17 protein-coding genes are annotated in these 17,264 nt (G+C 71.9%); 11 read left to right on the top strand and 6 right to left on the bottom strand.

Annotated features, from left to right (window positions below; all coding sequences use genetic code 11):
* Positions 1 to 231: 231 nt before the first annotated feature.
* From ACH54P_RS24490 to ACH54P_RS24525, 8 genes are all read left to right on the top strand, one after another.
* Positions 232 to 2,433, top strand: a complete 2,202-nt coding sequence (locus ACH54P_RS24490) for a sigma-70 family RNA polymerase sigma factor (protein WP_489905718.1) — start codon at positions 232 to 234, stop codon at positions 2,431 to 2,433.
* Between the two features lie 10 nt (positions 2,434 to 2,443).
* Positions 2,444 to 2,944, top strand: a complete 501-nt coding sequence (locus ACH54P_RS24495; protein WP_489905719.1) for a GtrA family protein — start codon at positions 2,444 to 2,446, stop codon at positions 2,942 to 2,944.
* A gap of 38 nt (positions 2,945 to 2,982) precedes the next feature.
* The gene (locus ACH54P_RS24500; RefSeq protein WP_489905720.1) at positions 2,983 to 3,510 is read left to right on the top strand and encodes a GtrA family protein; all 528 of its coding nucleotides are present in this window, start codon (positions 2,983 to 2,985) and stop codon (positions 3,508 to 3,510) included.
* A 239-nt stretch (positions 3,511 to 3,749) separates the two neighbouring features.
* On the top strand, positions 3,750 to 5,054 hold the full coding sequence (locus ACH54P_RS24505) for an MFS transporter (protein WP_489905721.1): 1,305 nt from the start codon (positions 3,750 to 3,752) through the stop codon (positions 5,052 to 5,054).
* A gap of 14 nt (positions 5,055 to 5,068) precedes the next feature.
* On the top strand, positions 5,069 to 5,923 hold the full coding sequence (locus ACH54P_RS24510) for an NAD(P)H-binding protein (RefSeq protein WP_489905722.1): 855 nt from the start codon (positions 5,069 to 5,071) through the stop codon (positions 5,921 to 5,923).
* Positions 5,924 to 5,941: 18 nt separating this feature from the next.
* Entirely contained in the window at positions 5,942 to 6,595 is a 654-nt protein-coding gene (locus tag ACH54P_RS24515; RefSeq protein ID WP_489905723.1) for a response regulator, read from the top strand.
* A 119-nt stretch (positions 6,596 to 6,714) separates the two neighbouring features.
* On the top strand, positions 6,715 to 7,347 hold the full coding sequence (locus ACH54P_RS24520) for a response regulator transcription factor (RefSeq protein WP_489916610.1): 633 nt from the start codon (positions 6,715 to 6,717) through the stop codon (positions 7,345 to 7,347).
* A gap of 3 nt (positions 7,348 to 7,350) precedes the next feature.
* Positions 7,351 to 7,779 carry a Pvc16 family protein gene (locus ACH54P_RS24525; protein WP_489905724.1) on the top strand — a complete coding sequence of 143 codons (429 nt, stop codon included), beginning with the start codon at positions 7,351 to 7,353 and terminating at the stop codon, positions 7,777 to 7,779.
* On the opposite strand, the gene ACH54P_RS24530 is transcribed toward ACH54P_RS24525, so the two are convergent.
* Together ACH54P_RS24530 and ACH54P_RS24535 are read right to left on the bottom strand one after the other, a co-directional pair.
* Complete coding sequence (locus ACH54P_RS24530) at positions 7,776 to 9,059, bottom strand: ATP-binding protein (protein WP_489905725.1); 1,284 nt, start codon at positions 9,057 to 9,059, stop codon at positions 7,776 to 7,778. The two genes, ACH54P_RS24525 and ACH54P_RS24530, sit on opposite strands and share 4 nt — an antisense overlap.
* Before the next feature lie 12 nt (positions 9,060 to 9,071).
* Entirely contained in the window at positions 9,072 to 9,767 is a 696-nt protein-coding gene (locus ACH54P_RS24535; RefSeq protein ID WP_247063947.1) for a response regulator transcription factor, read from the bottom strand.
* 42 nt (positions 9,768 to 9,809) lie between these two features.
* Between ACH54P_RS24535 and hisN the strand changes: the two genes are divergently transcribed.
* The 3 genes from hisN to ACH54P_RS24550 all read left to right on the top strand — a co-directional run bounded on the left by hisN (position 9,810) and on the right by ACH54P_RS24550 (position 14,295).
* A complete protein-coding gene (gene hisN / locus ACH54P_RS24540; protein ID WP_489905726.1) occupies positions 9,810 to 10,595 on the top strand; it encodes a histidinol-phosphatase in 786 nt (261 codons plus the stop codon).
* A 134-nt stretch (positions 10,596 to 10,729) separates the two neighbouring features.
* Positions 10,730 to 14,002, top strand: coding sequence for a GH92 family glycosyl hydrolase (locus tag ACH54P_RS24545; protein ID WP_489905727.1), 3,273 nt, complete (start codon positions 10,730 to 10,732; stop codon positions 14,000 to 14,002).
* A 161-nt stretch (positions 14,003 to 14,163) separates the two neighbouring features.
* Positions 14,164 to 14,295, top strand: coding sequence for a hypothetical protein (locus ACH54P_RS24550; RefSeq protein ID WP_489905728.1), 132 nt, complete (start codon positions 14,164 to 14,166; stop codon positions 14,293 to 14,295).
* 119 nt (positions 14,296 to 14,414) lie between these two features.
* Here ACH54P_RS24550 and ACH54P_RS24555 read toward each other — a convergent pair whose 3' ends face one another.
* The 4 genes from ACH54P_RS24555 to ACH54P_RS24570 form a co-directional block, all read right to left on the bottom strand.
* A complete protein-coding gene (locus ACH54P_RS24555) occupies positions 14,415 to 14,675 on the bottom strand; it encodes a hypothetical protein (RefSeq protein WP_003105220.1) in 261 nt (86 codons plus the stop codon).
* Positions 14,675 to 15,580 carry a TNT domain-containing protein gene (locus ACH54P_RS24560; RefSeq protein WP_489905729.1) on the bottom strand — a complete coding sequence of 302 codons (906 nt, stop codon included), beginning with the start codon at positions 15,578 to 15,580 and terminating at the stop codon, positions 14,675 to 14,677. Before ACH54P_RS24560 ends, ACH54P_RS24555 begins: the two co-directional genes overlap by 1 nt.
* A 109-nt stretch (positions 15,581 to 15,689) precedes the next feature.
* Complete coding sequence (locus tag ACH54P_RS24565) at positions 15,690 to 16,619, bottom strand: hydroxymethylglutaryl-CoA lyase (RefSeq protein ID WP_489905730.1); 930 nt, start codon at positions 16,617 to 16,619, stop codon at positions 15,690 to 15,692.
* Positions 16,619 to 17,203, bottom strand: a complete 585-nt coding sequence (locus ACH54P_RS24570; protein WP_489905731.1) for a PH domain-containing protein — start codon at positions 17,201 to 17,203, stop codon at positions 16,619 to 16,621. The genes ACH54P_RS24565 and ACH54P_RS24570 overlap by 1 nt, the downstream gene beginning before the upstream one ends.
* Between the last annotated feature and the right edge of the window lie 61 nt (positions 17,204 to 17,264).

Here is a 17,264-nt window from a genome sequence, read left to right on the forward strand (position 1 = left end):
CCGGTGCTTCACGGTGAGGACGTCCCTCGGCGGACCCCGTGACGCGTACTGGCGAGATTTGTTTCCGGAGCTTTTTCACCCCCGCCACCCGAGGGTGGGTGATTTTGCTCCGCCGACGGAGTCAACACCCCGACCACGACGTGACCACCCGGGGTGGGTCAGTCACACTGGTCTCGCGCCACGGACCGGCCCGTAATGGCAGGTCATGGCCCTAGCTGACCGAGGAGTGCCGTGTCCACCGTTCCCGCCGATCTCAGCGGAAAGAGTGACGCCGAACTGATCGCGGACGTCCGTGCCGGGAAGATCGCGTCGTACGGGGCGCTCTACGAACGGCACACCGGTGCGGCCCACAACCTGGCCCGTCAGCTGGCCCGCTCGAGCTCCGAAGCCGACGACCTCGTGTCCGAGGCGTTCGCGAAGGTGCTCGACACGCTCCGTGGTGGCAAGGGCCCGGACACAGCCTTCCGGGCGTACCTGCTGACCGCCCTGCGTCACACCGCGTACGACCGCACCCGCAAGGAACGCCGGGTCGACCTCAACGAGGACATGACCGAGGTCGGCGGCGCCGCGGCCGAGGCGCTGACCGTGCCGTTCTCCGACACCGCCGTCGCCGGGCTCGAGCGGACGATGGCCGCGAAGGCCTTCGCGCGGCTGCCCGAACGCTGGCAGGCGGTGCTCTGGCACACCGAGATCGAGCAGCAGAGCCCCGCCGAGGTCGCGCCGCTGCTGGGGCTGACCGCGAACGGCGTGTCGGCGCTGGCCTACCGCGCCCGCGAAGGGCTGCGCCAGGCGTACCTGCAGGTCCACCTGCAGGAGAACGCCGAGGAACGCTGCCGCGCCTGCGCCGAGCGGCTCGGCGCGTGGACCCGCGACGGGCTGTCCAAGCGCGAACGCGCCCAGGTCGAGAACCACCTCGACGAGTGCGAGAGCTGCCGGGCGCTGGCCGCGGAGCTCGCCGACGTCAACGGCGGCCTGCGCGCGATCATCGCCCCGATCGTCCTGGGCGGCGCGGCGCTCGGCTACCTCGCCACGATCGGCGCCGCGAAGGCGAGCGCGGCCACCGCGGCGGCGGCCGGAGCGGCCGCCGCCGGTGCCGCCGCGGCCGGGGGCAAGGCCGGCGCGGCCGCGGGGGCCGCCGCCACGGGACCCCGCCAGTTCGCCGGGCTCGCCGCCGCCGGCACGGCGGTCGTCGCGGCCGTCGTCATCGCGCTCACCGCCGGGGGCGGGGCGCAGGACATCCCCGTCGCGGCCCAGGTGCCGCCCCCCGCCACCCAGCCGGTCGAGCCGCCCGCGCCGAAACCCCAGCCGCCGGCTCCCCCCGCGCCGCCGCAGCCGCCCGCCCCGCCCCCGGCTCCGTCGGTCGAGCCCGCGCCGCCGCCGGTCGCACCACCCGCGCCGGCGCCGCAGCCGACCCCGGCCCCCACGCCGGCCCCGCCCACCCCGGCGCCGCCGTCGATGTCCGCGACGACCCCGCCGGACGGCCTCGAACTCAGCCCCGGCTCCGCGGCGAACCTGCCGATCACCGTGCGGAACAACGGCGGCAGCCCGTCCGAGCCGGTGGCCGTCGCGCTGAAACTGCCGCCGGGCGTGCACGCGGTCGGCGCGGGCGGCGGCGGCGCGCCGATGGCACTCGCGCAGGCCACCGGGCCGATCACGGTCGACTGCCCGGGCGGCAGCGGCACGGTCACCTGCAAGACCGGCGCCGGGCTGCAGCCGGGCGAGAGCGCGACGCTGAACTTCCGGCTGGCCGCCGACGCGACCGCCGAGGGCGGCACGGTCACCGGGTCGGTCACCGCCGGTGTGAAGATCAACGTCGCGGTGAGCGTCAAGGTCACCGTGAAGCAGCCGCCGGACGCCGTGGTCCTGGAAGCCCAGGGCGACGGGCTCTCGGCGTTCCCCTGGACCCGCAACCCGCTGGTCTACGTGCGGGTCCGCAACACCGGCGAGACGACCAAGCCGGTCACGGTCACCTTCGACCACCCGCTGTGGCAGTGGTGGAGCCTGCGCGGCTTCCCCTGCACGACGACGTCCGGTGGCGCGACCTGCACGACGAAGAACGCGCTCGCGCCCGGCCAGCACGTCAACCTGTGGGTGCGGCTGAAGGGCCGTCCCGACGACGGGCGCGTGACGATCACCGGGCGGCTCGGCAAGGCGTCGGCGCCGCCGGTGACCGTGGACTTCGGGTGCTGGCACCACTGGTGCGGCAAGGACCCCGTACCGACGACCACGTCCTCGACGACGCCGTCGAAGCCCTCGAAGCCGGCCCCGTCGAAGCCGTCGGCCACCCCGCCGGCGACGACGAAGACCAAGCCGTCGACGACGCCCCCGAAGTCGACGACCACCACGAGCGCGCCGCCACGGCCCAGCAGCAAACCGGCGGCCCAGCAGCCCACCGTCACCCCCGAAAGGGCTTTCGGCTGGCTGACCGGGTAGCGTCCGCGCGGTGCGCGAGCTGCTGAAAAAGCATCGCGAGCTCCTCCGCTTCGCCGTTGTCGGCGGGATCAGCTTCGTGATCACGATGTCCGTCAACTACGGCCTGAAGTTCACCGTGCTGCGGACCCACCCGGTGACGGCGCTGATCCTCGGGGTCCTCGTCGCGACGATCTTCTCCTACGTCGCCAACCGCGAGTGGTCGTTCCGCACCCGCGGCGGCCGGGAGCGGGCCCACGAGGCAGCACTGTTCTTCCTGTTCAGCGGCATCGCACTGGGCCTGAACGCGCTGCCGCAGTGGTTCTCGCGGTACGTGCTGGACCTGCAGGCGCCGCGGCTCTCGCCGTTCGGGGTCGAGGTGGCCGACTTCGTCAGCGGCATCGTCATCGGCACGCTGCTGGGCACGCTGTTCCGCTGGTGGGCCTTCAAGAAGTGGGTTTTCCCGGAGGAAGCGGCCCGTGACCTCGCCGCGCCGGCGGAGGATCCGGACATTCAGGACCGGAAAGCCGCCTGAGCCACAGGTCAACGCGATGTGCTCCTAGACTGCGTGGTGTGACCGTTGTGGAAACCGTGCTCAAGCGCACGCCGGAACCACTGCGTTCGGTGCTGATCAAGCACCGGGAGCTGCTGAAGTTCGCGATCGTGGGCGGCACGACGTTCCTGGTCGACAACGGGGTCTGGTACCTGCTCAAGCTCTCGGTGCTGGAGTCGAAGCCGACCACCGCCAAGGCCATCGCGATCATCGTCGCGACCATCGTGTCCTACATCCTCAACCGCGAGTGGTCGTTCCGCACCCGCGGCGGCCGGGAGCGGGCGCACGAGGCCACGCTGTTCTTCGTGATCAGCGGGATCGCGGTCGTGGTCAACCTGATCCCGCTGTACGTCTCGCGGTACGTCCTCGACCTCGAGGTCCCGCACGTGACGCGGCTGGTGCAGGAGGTGGCCGACTTCGCGAGCGGGTCGATCATCGGCATGCTGCTGGCGATGTTCTTCCGGTTCTGGGGCTTCAAGAAGTGGGTGTTCCCGGACGAGCTGGGCCAGCGGCGGCGGGACAACGACCAGGTCACCCGCCTGCGCTGAACCGGGTTCCGGCAAACTACTTGTCTTCTGACATGTAGTTGTCTACAGTCATCCTCGTCAGTGTTCCTTCGTGAGGACGCCGTCCGGGTTCGGCCGGGCGAGCGGGACGATTCGAGGTGGTTTCCGAGCGCGAAGAGGTCGCATCCGTCCGCGGATGACGATGGAGCCTTTTCCCGACTCGACGGGACGTGCCCTGAGCACGTCCGCCTTCTCTCGTCCCTTCTTCACGAGGACTCTTCTTGACCACAACCGCGCCTTCGCGCGCCCTCAACCCTGCCCTCGCGGGCCTGTTCCTGTCCGTCTTCCTCGCGATGCTCGACGCCCAGGTCGTCGCCACCGCGCTGCCGCGGATCGCCGCCGAGTTCGGCGGGACCGGGGCCTACGCCTGGGTCACCACCGCCTACCTGCTCGCCGGCAGCGTCACCGCGCCGCTCTACGGCAAGCTCGGTGACGTCTTCGGCCGCAAACGCGTGCTCCTGGGCGCCCTCGCCCTCTTCCTGCTCGGCTCGCTCGCCTGCGGACTCGCGCCGTCGGCGGCGTTGCTGATCGCCGGACGCGTGCTGCAGGGCGCCGGCTCCGGCGGCCTCTTCGTCTCCGTCGGCGCTTCGCTGGGCGAAATGTTCACGCCTCGCGAAGGCGCGAAGTACTTCGGGTGGTTCTCGATCTGCTTCGCCGTCGCTTCGCTCGCCGGTCCGGTCGTCGGCGGCCTGCTCACCGGCCTCGCCGGGTGGCGGTCGATCTTCCTGGTCAACCTGCCGCTCGGGCTGGCCGCGATGGTCGTCTTGGTCCGCTGCCTCGACCTGCCGGTCCGGCGCCGCGAAGCGCCGTTCGACTTCGCCGGCGTGGCCCTGCTCGGCGTGGCCATCACCGGGTTCACGCTGCTCACGCCGTGGTCGATCGGCCTCGGCACTGCGGCCGCCGTCGCCTTCGTCCTCGTCGAACGACGGGCCGCGGCGCCCGTGCTGCCGCCGAAGCTGTTCCGCGACCGGACGTTCACCGTGTCCGTGCTGCTCAGCGTGCTGGCCGGGTTCGCGTTCCTGGGCTCGGTCAACTACATCGCGGTCTACCTGCAGGCCGACGCCGGCCCGGCGGAAGGCGGGCTGCGGCTGGTGCCGATGACGCTCGCCGTGTCGCTCTCGTCCGTCGTCGCGAGCAAGGTCATCGCCCGCACCGGCGCCTACCGCTGGGCGCCGCGGACGAGCATGGCGCTCGGCCTGCTCGCGGTGCTCGGCCTGACGGTCTTCGACGAGCTGCCGCAGGTCCTCGGCTGCCTCGTCGTCTTCGGGCTCGCCGCCGGGCTGAACCTGCAGGTCCTCGCCATGGCCACGCAGAACACCGCGCCACCGGCGGACCGCGGCGCGGTCGCCGCCGGCGTCAACCTCGCCCGCGCGCTCGGCTCGGCACTCGGCCCGGTCGCGCTCGGCGCCGTGTACACCGCCGGTTCCGGCACCCACGGCGTGTTCCTCACCCTGCTGCCCGTGCTCGCGCTCGCCCTCGTCACGGCGTTCGCGCTGCCGCACGTGCCGCTCCGCACCCACCACTGATCAGGAGAACCACGATGATCTTCGTCCTCGGCGCCACCGGCAAGGTCGGCCGCGCCCTCGTCCCCGCCCTCCTGGACGCCGGCGCCGCCGTCCGCGCCCTGACCCGCGACCCGGCGAAGGCCCGGATCGATCCGCGAGCCGAAACCGTCCGAGGTGACCTCGACACCGCGGACCTGCCCGCGCTGCTCGACGGCGCGGACCGCGTGTTCGTGCTGACCCAAGGCGCCAGTGCCGGCCGCGAAGCCGCCGTGGCGCAGGCGGCGGCCCAGGCCGGCGTCGCCCACCTCGTCAAACTGTCCACCACGGGTGTCCACTTCGGACAGAACGACCCGATCACCCGCGCCCACGCCGAAGCCGAGCAGGCGATCCGCGAAGCCGGGCCCGCCTGGACGATCCTGCGGCCCGGCGCGTTCATGGACAACCGGTTCGCCTGGCTGGGCTCGGTCCGCGAAGAGAACGCCGTGTACGTGCCCGAAGGCGACCCGGCGTCCGCGCTGGTCCACGTCCGGGACATCGCCGCGGTCGCGACGCTCGCGCTCACGACGTCCGGCCACGAAGGCGCGACCTACGAGCTGACCGGCGGCGAAGCCCTCACCACGGCGCAGCAGGTCGAGATCCTGTCCGAAGCCCTCGGCCGTCCGCTGAAGCACGTCGAAGAACCCGAAAGCGCGACTCGTGACCGCATGACGCGGCAGTACGGCTGGCCCGCGCAGGCCATCGACGGCTTCTTCGCGCTGAAGCGCGAGTCGGCCGCGCACGAACACGTCGTGTTCGACACCGTCGAGCGGCTGCTCGGCAGGCCGCCGCTGACCTTCGCCGATTGGGCGCGTGAGAATACGGCCGCGTTCACCTACCATTACCGGGGGTGACGACGGGGAGGTGACCGGATGGCCGACGGCCTGCGCGTCCTCGTCGTGGACGACCACCCCCTGTTCCGGTTCGGCGTGTGCACCCTGCTGGCCGCCGAACCCGGCATCGAGGTTGTCGGCGAGGCTGCCAGCGGCGCGAACGCGGTCGACGCCGCGGCCGCGCTGCGCCCGGACGTCGTGGTCATGGACCTGCACCTGCCCGACCTGTCCGGGATCCAGGCGACCCGGCACATCGTGACGGCGAGCCCGGACACCGGCGTGCTGATGCTGACGATGGCCGACGAGAGCGAGTCGGTCTTCGCGGCGATGCGTGCCGGTGCCCGGGGCTACCTGCTCAAGGACGCCGAGCCGGACGAGATCATCCGCGCCGTCCAGGCGGTCGCCCGGCGCGAAGCCATCTTCGGCCCGGACATCGCGAACCGCGTGCTCGGTTTCTTCAACCAGCCGCCGCCGGCCGCCAGCGAGCCGGTGTTCCCGGAGCTGACCGGGCGCGAGCGGGAGGTGCTCGCGCTGATCGCGGCCGGCCACAGCAACAGCGTCATCGCGCATTCGCTGTGCCTGAGCCCCAAGACCGTGCGCAACCACATCTCGAACGTCTTCGCCAAGCTCCACGTCGCCGACCGGGCGGAGGCGATCGTCCGCGCCCGCGACGCCGGACTCGGCCGGTCCTGACGGGCAGACCGTCCGGGCAACATCGGGACGCCGGTCCCATGTGCCCGGGACACCTCGGCGGGCAGGGTGGTCACGGTGAGGGGTGGGACTCTCGCACCGTTCGAGGGGAATGGGTGACGATGTTCGAAACCGACCGGACGCCGGTGGTGGTTCGCGCCACCGATCCGATCCTGCACAACGGCGTCTGCATGGCACTGCGTTCACGAGACGACGTCCGGGTGGTGGACGAGGAGTCCGCCGACGCGGACGTCGTCGTGCTGCTGGTCGCCGACCGGCTCGACGAGACGATGACCCAGCTGCTGTCCGCGCTGCACCACCAGGGCTTCACCCGCATCGTGCTGGTCGCGGGCGAGGTCGACGACAACGAGATCCTCAACGCCGTCGAGCACGGGGTCTGCGCGGTCGCCCGCCGCGCCGACGCCGGGCCGGAGGTTCTCGTCCGGCTGATCAAGGCCGCCGCGGCCGGGGAGGGCGCACTGCCGCCCGACCTGCTCGGGCGGCTGCTGAACCGGGTTTCCCGCCTGCAGCGCCAGGTGCTCGAGCCGCGCGGCCTGCACCTGGGCGGCATGAGCAACCGGGAAACCGAAGTGCTCCGGCTCGTCGCGTCGGGGTTTTCGACGCAGGAGATCGCCGACCAGCTGTGCTACTCGCAGCGCACGGTGAAGAGCATCCTGCACGACGTGACGAACCGGTTCCAGCTGCGCAACCGATCGCACGCGGTCGCGTACGCCCTGCGTGAAGGGTTGATCTGACCCATGATCGCCCAGGTCGACGAGGCACTGTGCCGGCTGCTGCGGCCCTGCCTGCCGGCGGGGACGCAGCTCCGGCTCGATCCGCCGAAGCCGGCCTGGCAGACGGAGTCACCGGTGCGGAGCGTGGAGCTGTTCCTCTTCGCGCTGCACGACGCCGTCGGCGAAGGAGACGAGGGGGAAGGGAAGCGCGCGGCCCAGCGCTGCGCGCTTTCCTACCTCGTCACCGCGCGGGGCCGGGAGGTCCGCGAGGAACACGATCTGCTCGACGCCGCGTTGCGCGCGGTGCTCGCCGCCGACCGGCTCCCGGCGGGCGGCCCGCCGCTGCGGCTGCGCCTGGCCCGGACCGATCCGTCGAGCCTGTGGACGAGCCTGGGCATGCCCGCGCGGGCCGGGTTCGTCCTGCTCGTCACGGGCGATCCCGAAGCCGCTTAGCGCGGGACGCGTTCGGCGGGCCAGCGCACCTCGGGGACGTCGGTGGGCCGCGGCACCTTGAGGAACAGGCTGAACACGGCCGGACGGCGGTTCGACAGCTCCAGGCGGCCGCCGTCGGCCTCGACCAGTGCCCGGGCCAGCGCCAGCCCGACGCCGGTGGAGCCGCCGCCGGAGAAGCCGCGTTCGAAGATGTGCGGGGCGAGCTCGTCGGGTACCCCGGAGCCGGTGTCGCTGACCTCGATCACCACGGTGCCCTCGGCGTCGCCGCGGCGGGCGACCAGGTTCACCGTGCCCGAGCCGTGGCGCAGCGCGTTGTCCAGCAGCACCCCGATGACCTCGCGGAGCCGGCCGGGGGTCGCCCGCGCCATCAGCCCGTCGGCCACCCGCATCCGCAGGTTGCGGCCCTCCGAGCGGAGCAGCTCGCGCCACTCCTGCGCCATCGCGGGCAGCTGCGTCGGCAGGTCCATCGGCTCGGCCCCGACCTCGCGGGCCGCGCGCGCCGCCGCCAGCAGCTCGTCGAGCGCCTCGGCGAGCCGGTCGGCCTGCTCCTGGGCGGCTTTCGATTCGTCGGCCACCTCGTCGTCCGGGTGCACGGTGAGCGGTTCCAGCCGCAGCTGCAACGCCGTCAGCCGGCTGCGCAGCTGGTGCGAGACGTCGCCGACGAGCTGGCGTTCCCGCTGCACGAGCTGGGCGAGCGCGGTGCCGGACGCGTCCAGCGCCTCGGCGACCATGTCGAGCTCGCCGACGCCGTAGCGGCTCGGATCGGGCCGGAAGTCGCCGCCACCGAGGCGGGCCGCGCGTTCGGCGACGTGCCGCAGCGGCTTCGCCAGCCGCCGCGCCGTCGCGATCGCCACCACCGCGCCGGTGCCGATCGACAGCAGCACCAGCAGCACGACGACGAGCGTCACCGTCGTCTGCCGCTCGTGCATCGGGCCGGCCGGGACGGCGATCTCGACCTTGCCGTCGCGGGCCAGGTCGGCCGTCTCGGTGACGGTGTCGGCGCCGGGGTCGCTGCCGTAGCGCTTCTCCTGCTGGCCACTGGCCCGCACGGTGAGCAGCCCGTTCGCCGGGACCGCGGCGCGCACCTGGTCGAGGTCGATCTCCTGGCCGTTGGCGATCTCGGTGTCGAGGATCGCGGCCGCCGCCCGGGCGTTTTCGGCGAGGGTTTCGCGGTAGCTCGACTCGATCTGCCAGCTCGCCACGATGCCCAGCGGGATGCCGAGGACCGCCGCGGTGACGGCGACGGCGAGCAGGATGGCCAGCAGGATGCGGCGGCGCACGGTGGTCGGCGGCTATTCGGCGTTGAAGCGGAAGCCGACGCCGCGGACGGTCGCGATCCGCCGTTCGCCGTCGTGGGTCTTGCTGGTCCGGCCGGCGGCCTCGTCGGCGGCGATGGCGAGCTTCCGGCGCAGCCACGACATGTGCATGTCGAGCGTCTTGGACGTCTTCGACTCGAGGTCGTTCCAGACCTCGGCGAGGATCTCGTCGCGGCTGACGACCTGCCCGGCGCGGGTCATCAGCACGCGCAGCAGCTCGAACTCCTTGTTGGCCAGCTGGACCTCGTGCAGGTCGACCGTGACCAGGCGGGCCCCGAGGTCCATCCGCACGCCGCCGGCCTCGAGCACCTCGGGCACCCGGCGCCGCAGCAGCGCGCGGATCCGGGCCAGCAGCTCGGCGAGCCGGAACGGCTTGGCGACGTAGTCGTCGGCGCCCGCGTCCAGGCCGACGACGAAGTCGACCTCGTCGGTGCGGGCGGTGAGCATCAGGACGGGCAGCTCGGTGCCGTTCGCGCGCAGGCGGCGGCACACCTCGAGCCCGTCCATCCCGGGCAGGCCGAGGTCGAGCACGAGCAGGTCGACGCGCTGGGCGGCGGTGGCGTCGAGCACCGAAGGGCCGTCGGTGACGACGTGGATCTCGTATCCCTCACGTTCGAGGGCGCGGGAGAGCGGTTCGGCGATAGCCGGATCGTCTTCGGCGAGTAGGACCATGCTCACCTGGCCAACTCTACGGCGCGGGGGCGTGAAACCATCGTGACCGTGCCTGGCTACGAAGATGATCTGGCTCTCGCCACCCGGCTGGCTGACGCCGCCGACGCCATCACGACCGACCGCTTCCGCGCGCTGGATCTGGCGGTGGAGCGCAAGCCCGACCGCACCCCGGTGACCGACGCGGACACCGCGGTCGAGGACGCGATCCGCGCGCTGCTGGCGGCCGAGCGCCCGGCCGATGCGGTGCTCGGCGAGGAGCGCGGCGGGTCGGCCGCGACCGGCCGGGCGTGGGTGCTCGACCCCATCGACGGCACCAAGAACTTCCTCCGCGGAGTACCCGTTTGGGCGACGCTCATCGCGCTCGTGTCCGACGGCGACCCGGTCGTCGGCATGATCAGCGCCCCGCTGCTGGGCCGTCGCTGGTGGGCGGCTGCGGGATCGGGGGCGTTCTCGAGCGATTCGGCCGGGACGCGGCGGTTGTCGGTTTCCGGGGTTTCTTCCCTTTCGGACGCCTATCTGTCCACAACGGACCTGAACTCGTGGGTCGAGTACCACTCCCGCGAGAAGTACCTGGACCTGGTGAACGCGTGCTGGGAGTCCCGCGCGTTCGGCGACTTCTGGCACCACGTGCTGGTGGCGGAGGGCGCGCTGGACGTGGCGGCGGAGTGCATCGTGAACCCGTGGGACGTCGCGGCGGCCCAGGTGATCGTCACCGAAGCCGGCGGCCGGTTCAGCGACCTCGACGGCGTCGAGCGGTACGACAACGGCAGCGCCCTGTCGACCAACGGCCGGGTGCACGACGAAGCGCTGGGGATCCTCAAGCGGTAACCGGGTGGGCCGCTCGGCGGGAACTTCTTGACCGGTCTGAACCACCGGTGGTTCACTCCCAGTGCTCGCCGGGTCACCCGGTCTTCTGACAACGTTGTCAACCGGGACGGCCCGCTCACCCCGGGAGGAAGAGCATGCGCAGAGTCGTCACCGCGGCTTTGATCGTCCCCCTCGCCACCGTCGCCCTGACCGGCCCCACACCCGCGAACGCCGAGGTCCAGAACCGCGACCTCGCCGCCTACGTCAACCCGTTCGTCGGCGCGAAGGCCGGCGACACCCCCGAAACCAATACCTACGCCGGCGACACCTTCCCCGGCGCCGACGTCCCCTTCGGCATGGTGCAGTGGAGTCCCGACACTCCCCTGCAGCCCAAGCCGCCCGCCGGGCAGGGCCGGTACTACGCCCGTGACCGCGACGGCGGCTACGCCTGGGAAGAGAACCGGCTCCGCGGCTTCAGCCTCACCCACTTCAACGGCGCCGGCTGCGGCGGCGCGGCGGGCGACGTTCCGTTCCTGCCGTTCGCCGGGAACCTGACCACGTCCCCTGCCGTGGACTCCACCCGATACTTCCCCACCTTCAGCCACGCGAGCGAATCCGCGTCCCCCGGCTACTACAAGGTGACCACCGACTCCGGCATCACCACCGAGCTGACCGCGACCCAGCGCTCCGGACTGGGCCGGTTCACCTTTCCGAAGGACACCCCGGCCACGCTGCTGATCGACGTCGCGCAGTCCGCGATGGGCAGCGACGACGCCGCCGTCACGATCGACCCGGCGCGGCGGACCGTCGAAGGCTGGGTCTCCAGCGGCCACTTCTGCCGCGGCCCGAACACCTACAAGGTCTACTTCCAGGCCACCTTCGACCAGCCGTTCAAGACGTCCGGGACCTGGCAGGACGCCACCGTGACGCCCGGCGGCGCCAGCGCCCGCGGCGGCGACCTGAGCAAGACGACCTGGGACAAGCAGGTCGTCACCGCCGACGGCGGCTCCGGCGCCTACCTCACCTTCGACCCGGCGCGGCCGGTCCAGGTGCGCGTCGGCCTGTCCTATGTGGACCTCGACGGCGCGCGGCTGAACGCCGCCGTCGAGCAGCGGCACGACTCGTTCGACACGGTGAAGGGCAACGCGCGCAGGGCCTGGAACGACCGGCTGCGGCAGATCACCGTCGAAGGCGGCACGGACGCGGCCACGAGGACGTTCTACACCGCGCTCTACCACACGCTCCTCCAGCCGAACGTCTTCTCCGATGTGGACGGTCGGTACGCCGGCTTCGACAAGGCGATCCACCGCGCGAACCCGGGTCACGCGCAGTACGCCAACTTCTCCGGCTGGGACACCTACCGCGACGAGGTGCAACTGCTGTCGATGCTCGCCCCGCACGAAGCCGCCGACATGGCGCAGTCGATGCTCAACCAGGCGAACCAGGCCGGCGGGATCTGGGACCGCTGGTCGCAGAACAACGACTTCATGGGCGTGATGGGCGGCGACCCGTACCACTCGATCATCGCCAGCACGTACGCCTTCGGCGCGACGGACTTCGACGCGTCCCAGGCGCTGAAGTCGATGGTCAACGGCGCCACCCGCGTCCAGCAGGCGGGCGAACGCGCCCTCGAACGGCCGGGCCTCTCCGATTACCTGACGTTGGGCTACCACCCCAACAACGTCTCGGACATGCTCGAGGAGACGACCGCGGACTTCGGCATCGCGCAGCTGGCCCAGCGGCTCGGCGATCCGAAGACGTACCGGCAGTTCATGGCGCGGGCCCAGTATTGGGAGAACGTCTACAACCCGGCCACCGGCTACCTGCAGACCCGCATGCGCGACGGCCAGTTCCTCTCGCCGTTCGATCCCGCGCAGTACCAGGAAATGCGCTACCAGGAAGGGAACGCGGCGCAGTACACGTGGATGGTGCCGTACAACGTCCGCGGGCTCTTCGACGCGATGGGCGGCGACGACGCCGTGAAGAAGCGTCTCGACTTCTTCTTCACGAAGCTGAACAGCGACGCCAGTTCGCCGTACGCGTTCATGTCGAACGAGCCGTCGTTCGAGGTGCCGTGGGAGTACGCCTACGCGGGAGCGCCGGCGAAGACGCAGGACATCGTGCGCCGCTCGGCGGAACTTCTGTTCAAGCCCACCGAGGACGGCCTGCCCGGCAACGACGACCTCGGCGCGACGTCGGCGTGGTACGTCTTCGCCGCGCTCGGCATGTACCCGGAGGCGCCCGGGCGCGCCGAAATGGTGCTGGCCAGCCCGATGTTCCCGAAGATCACGCTCACCCGCGCGACCGGGCAGCGGATCACGATCACCGCACCCGGCGCGTCCAGCTCGGTGAAGTACGTGCGGAGCCTTCGCATGAACGGCAAGCCGAGCACGAAGCCGTGGCTGCCGGAGTCGTTCGCGGTGAACGGTGGACGGCTCGACTTCACGCTCGGCACGTCGCCGACGTCGTGGGGCTCCGGCGCCGCGGACGTCCCGCCGTCGTTCCGGGACGGCGAGGTGCCGGTGCGCGGCCACGTCGGCCCGGGCCGGATCGTCGCCGCACCCGGCGGCCCGGCGGCGACCGCCACGGTGATCGCCGAGGGCATCACGGGCGCGGGCACGGTGTCGTGGCGGGCGAAGCCGCCGGCGGGGATCACGGTGACGCCGTCGAGCGGCACGCTCACGGTGGGCCCGAACGGCTCGGCGTCGCAGCAGATCGCGGTCACGGCCGCAGCCGGGACGGCGGACGCGTACACGAGCGTGCCCGTCGAGTTCGCCGGGCAGGTGCCCGCTCAGCTGCCGGTGACGGTCGGGAAGCCCGGGACGCTGCACGCGGCGAACACGAACGTCGGCGTCACGGACGACAGGTTCGTCCAGTACGGCGACTTCGGCGAAACCGACCTCTACCCCGGCGGGTTCGCGTTCTCCTACTCCGCGCAGGGGTTCGCCGCGAACGGCATCACGCCGGGCGGGACGGTGACGGTGAACGGGCAGCAGTTCACGTGGCCGTCGAGCCCGACCGGATCGCCGGACAACGTGATCGCGGCGGGGCAAACGCTTGCGGTCTCGGCTCCGGCGGGCGCGACCAAGCTGTCGTTCCTCGGCGCGGCGACCGGCTCCGACGCCCAGGGCACGGTGACGGTGACCTACACCGACGGCTCGACGCAGCACGCCTCGCTGGGCCTGTCGGAGTGGCTGCTGAAGGGCGGCGAGGAGACGCCGCAGTTCGGGAACACCGTCGTCGCGAAGGTGCCGTACGTGAATTCGGCGTTCCCCAGGTACATGTTCCGCTTGCAGCGGCCGTACACGTCGTACCTGTTCGCGACGGCGCCGATCGCTCTGGACCCGGCGAAACAGGTCCGCAGCATTACCCTGCCCACGTCGACCGGCGCGGGCGCGGCGCACGTGTTCACCTACGCGGTGAGCTGAGGCGCGGCGGCGGCCGGGCTTCCCCGAACCGGCCGCCGCCGGTACCCTCGGTGAGCGGCTGAATTCTCCCCGTCGACTCCGGGCACCACGCCCGGAGCCCCTGGGGAAACCCAGGGGCCGGTCGGGTCGCGGCAGCGACCCATGGCCCATGAGGAGAACCCGTGTCGCACCGGAAAAAGAACAAGCGTGACCGGAAAACGCCGGTGACAGCCTTGGCCGTCACGGATTTTTTCGTCGCCTTGATCGTGGTGAGTAGGGTGGTGCACCTGCTGAGCCAGGCAGGCGTCCTGTAGGTCGCTCCCAGCGACCCCCAGGCTGGTGGAGCGATGAACCAGGACGCGTGTGACGGTGCGACACGAACCCGGCCCGGGTGGCTTCCGCGCCCACGGGCGCGGAAGCCACTTCTTTCCGCTCAGGAACCGGGCAGCAGGCCGACGGCGCCGCGGGCCACCTGGGCCCAGGCCAGCCGGCCGAAGAGGTAGTGGCACGCCACCTGCTCGCTGGTGAAGCGCGCCCAGTCGTAGCGGTTGCCCTGCTCCCGCCAGAACACTTCCCACGCCTCGTCTTCGCCCTGCATCAGGCACCAGGCGTTGTCGACCTCGGCGCCGAGCGAGACGACCTCCGGCGGCACGCCCAGGACGCCGAGCCAGCGCTGGATCGACTGGGTGTTCATCAGTCCTCATCCCCCTTGGCCTCGGCGAGGTAGCCGAGGGTCACCAGTTCGTCGGCCGCCAGCAGCGCACGGTACCGGGTGCCGCCGCCGACCTGGCCGAACCAGTTCGCGGTCTCCGACCGCCACATCGGCACCGCGCGTACCACGACGTACCGGCGGTACTCGGCGTCCAGCATCCCGGGCGGCAACGAGCGTTCCGCGAACGGCGTGCCGTCGGCGAAGAACACCCGCCCGTACGCCGGGCCGAAGCGGTCGAGCACGGTGTCGGCCGGCACCATCACCGGCTCGGCCGGATCGATGCCGCCCTCGGGGAACGTCTCGCCCGGTGGCCACGCGTACTCGGGGCCCAGCTCGCTGTGCCCGACGACGAACCGCCGGATCCACACGGCCTGCGTCGCCCGCGCGTACGGGACGTAGCCGTCGGTCAGGTGCCGCGGCACCGGCCGCGACGGCGCGGTCGGCGAGCGGCGGAAGCCCGCGGTGACGTTGGTCAGCGCCTGGTCGTCGAAGATCAGCCGGGCGTCCGGGTGGTCGTTCGGGCCGAAACCGTCCGGGTCGTCCGGCAGCGGCAGCTGCAGCGCCGGCCGGTCCATGGCCACCGGGAGGTGCCCGATCGGGAACATGTGCACCAGGAACAGCGCTACAACGCTTTCCCGTTCCAGGCGTGGCGAACCCAGCGGCGGCAGCGGCGCGGGCGAGATCGGCGGCGCCACCGGCGGGGCGGGCGGAGCCGGGGGCAGCGGGAACGGCGGCAGCAGCGGCGACACGGCGTGCGGCCAGGCGGCCGGGTTGCCCGAGGGCGGCGTCGGGGCGTCGTCGGCGCCGCCGTAACCGGGCAGGCGCACCGGCCCCGTGTCGAGGTCGGCCTCGACCGGTTCGGAGCCCGCCTCGGAAGGCTCGGTCACACCCATCCTCCGGCTCGGTCGGTGCCCGCGGGCACACGCAGTTCGACGCGGCCGCGGCGCTGCCGGTCCCCCTTGATACCGCACCCCGCCCAGAGCGGTGGCGGCGAGGTCAGCTCAACGCGGCGACCACCCGGGACGGGCTCGGGCGGCCGAGCTGTCCCGCCATCCACGCGCTGGCCGCCACCAGCGCGCCCAAGTCGACGCCGTGCTCGACGCCCAGTCCGTCCAGCATCCACACCAGGTCCTCGGTGGCCAGGTTGCCCGTGGCCGACTCGGCGTACGGGCAGCCGCCAAGCCCGCCCGCCGATGAATCCACAGTGGACACTCCACATCGGAGCGCCGCGAGCGTGTTCGCCAGAGCCTGACCGTAGGTGTCGTGGAAGTGCACGGCCAAAGTACCGGCATCGCCGAACAGCCCGATCAGCGTTTCGACCTGCCCCGCGGTCGCGACGCCGATGGTGTCGCCCAGCGAAAGCTGCGAGCACCCCATGTCCAGCAGGCGGCGGCCGGCGTCGGCGACCTGCTTCGCCGGGACGACGCCCTCCCACGGGTCGCCGAAGCACATCGAGAGGTAGCCGCGCACCTCCAGACCTGCCTCCCGGGCCCGGGTGACGACCGGTTCGAACATCGCGAACTGCTCGTCCAGCGACGAGTTGAGGTTCTTGCGCGCGAACGTCTCCGTCGCACTGGCGAAGATCGCGATGTGTTCGACGCCGGCTTCGAGGGCCCGGTTCAGGCCCTTCTCGTTCGGCACCAGCACCGGGTACCGGACGCCTTCGCGGCGGTCGAGCCGGGCCAGCAGCTGCTCGGCGTCGGCCAGCTGCGGCACCCACTTGGGGTGCACGAAGCTGGTCGCCTCCAGCGTCGTGAGGCCGGCGCCCGCGAGCCGGTCGAGGAACTCCAGCTTGACCTCGACCGGAACGATCGCCTTCTCGTTCTGCAGCCCGTCGCGCGGGCCGACCTCCCAGATGGTGACCCGGTCCGGCAGCTCCCCCGTGGCGGGGACCCGCTCCGGCAGGCCCAGTTCGCGCGTGCCCATCAGCGTCGTTCGCCGCGCGGCGGGTGCCCGCCCTGGGGCGGCAGCGGCTGGGTCTGCTGCGGCTGCTGCGGGGCGCCCGGCCGGTAGTCGTCGTACGGGTTGTCGTTGACCTCGCGGTAGATCACCGTGTGCACCTTCTCGACGTGCGGGATGTCCTCGAACCGCAGCGGCTCGTCGGAAGCCGACTCGATGATCAGCGTGCCGCAGCCGAACACCCGGTCCAGCAGGCCGTGCTCGAACTGGACGCTGTTGATCCGGCCCATCGGGATGTCGATGCCGGTGCGCTTGAGCACGCCTTCGCGGGCGATGAGGCGGTCGGTCGTCACGATGAAGTGGGTGGTGCGCCAGCGGACGAACGGGGCCAGGAACAGCCACACCACGAGCACCAGGGCCACCACGCCGACGGCGATCAGCCCGACCGTGTTCCAGGGCGAGCCCGCGTCCTTCGCGAGGATCGCGAGCCAGGTGCCCGCGCCGAGGGTGACCAGCAGCGCGAGCGTCGGGAAGATCAGCATCTTGAAGTGCGGGTGACTGTGCACCACGACGTGCTCTTGCTCGCTGAGCAAATCGTCCGGATAAGCCACGGCGGACGCTCCCAAGGTCGGTGCGGCGGTGTCGTCCCACCGTACCGGCGAGACGCCCCGC

It is taken from the genome of Amycolatopsis sp. N2S4-7, from assembly GCF_058119595.1.

Coding starts and splice junctions, on each gene's coding strand:
- ACH54P_RS24510 (WP_489905722.1), top strand. CDS start 5,069: ATGATCTTCGTCCTCGGCGCCACCGGCAAGGTCGGCCGCGCCCTCGTC.
- ACH54P_RS24515 (WP_489905723.1), top strand. CDS start 5,942: ATGGCCGACGGCCTGCGCGTCCTCGTCGTGGACGACCACCCCCTGTTC.
- ACH54P_RS24520 (WP_489916610.1), top strand. CDS start 6,715: ATGTTCGAAACCGACCGGACGCCGGTGGTGGTTCGCGCCACCGATCCG.
- ACH54P_RS24525 (WP_489905724.1), top strand. CDS start 7,351: ATGATCGCCCAGGTCGACGAGGCACTGTGCCGGCTGCTGCGGCCCTGC.
- ACH54P_RS24535 (WP_247063947.1), bottom strand. CDS start 9,767: ATGGTCCTACTCGCCGAAGACGATCCGGCTATCGCCGAACCGCTCTCC.
- ACH54P_RS24545 (WP_489905727.1), top strand. CDS start 10,730: ATGCGCAGAGTCGTCACCGCGGCTTTGATCGTCCCCCTCGCCACCGTC.
- ACH54P_RS24555 (WP_003105220.1), bottom strand. CDS start 14,675: ATGAACACCCAGTCGATCCAGCGCTGGCTCGGCGTCCTGGGCGTGCCG.
- ACH54P_RS24565 (WP_489905730.1), bottom strand. CDS start 16,619: ATGGGCACGCGCGAACTGGGCCTGCCGGAGCGGGTCCCCGCCACGGGG.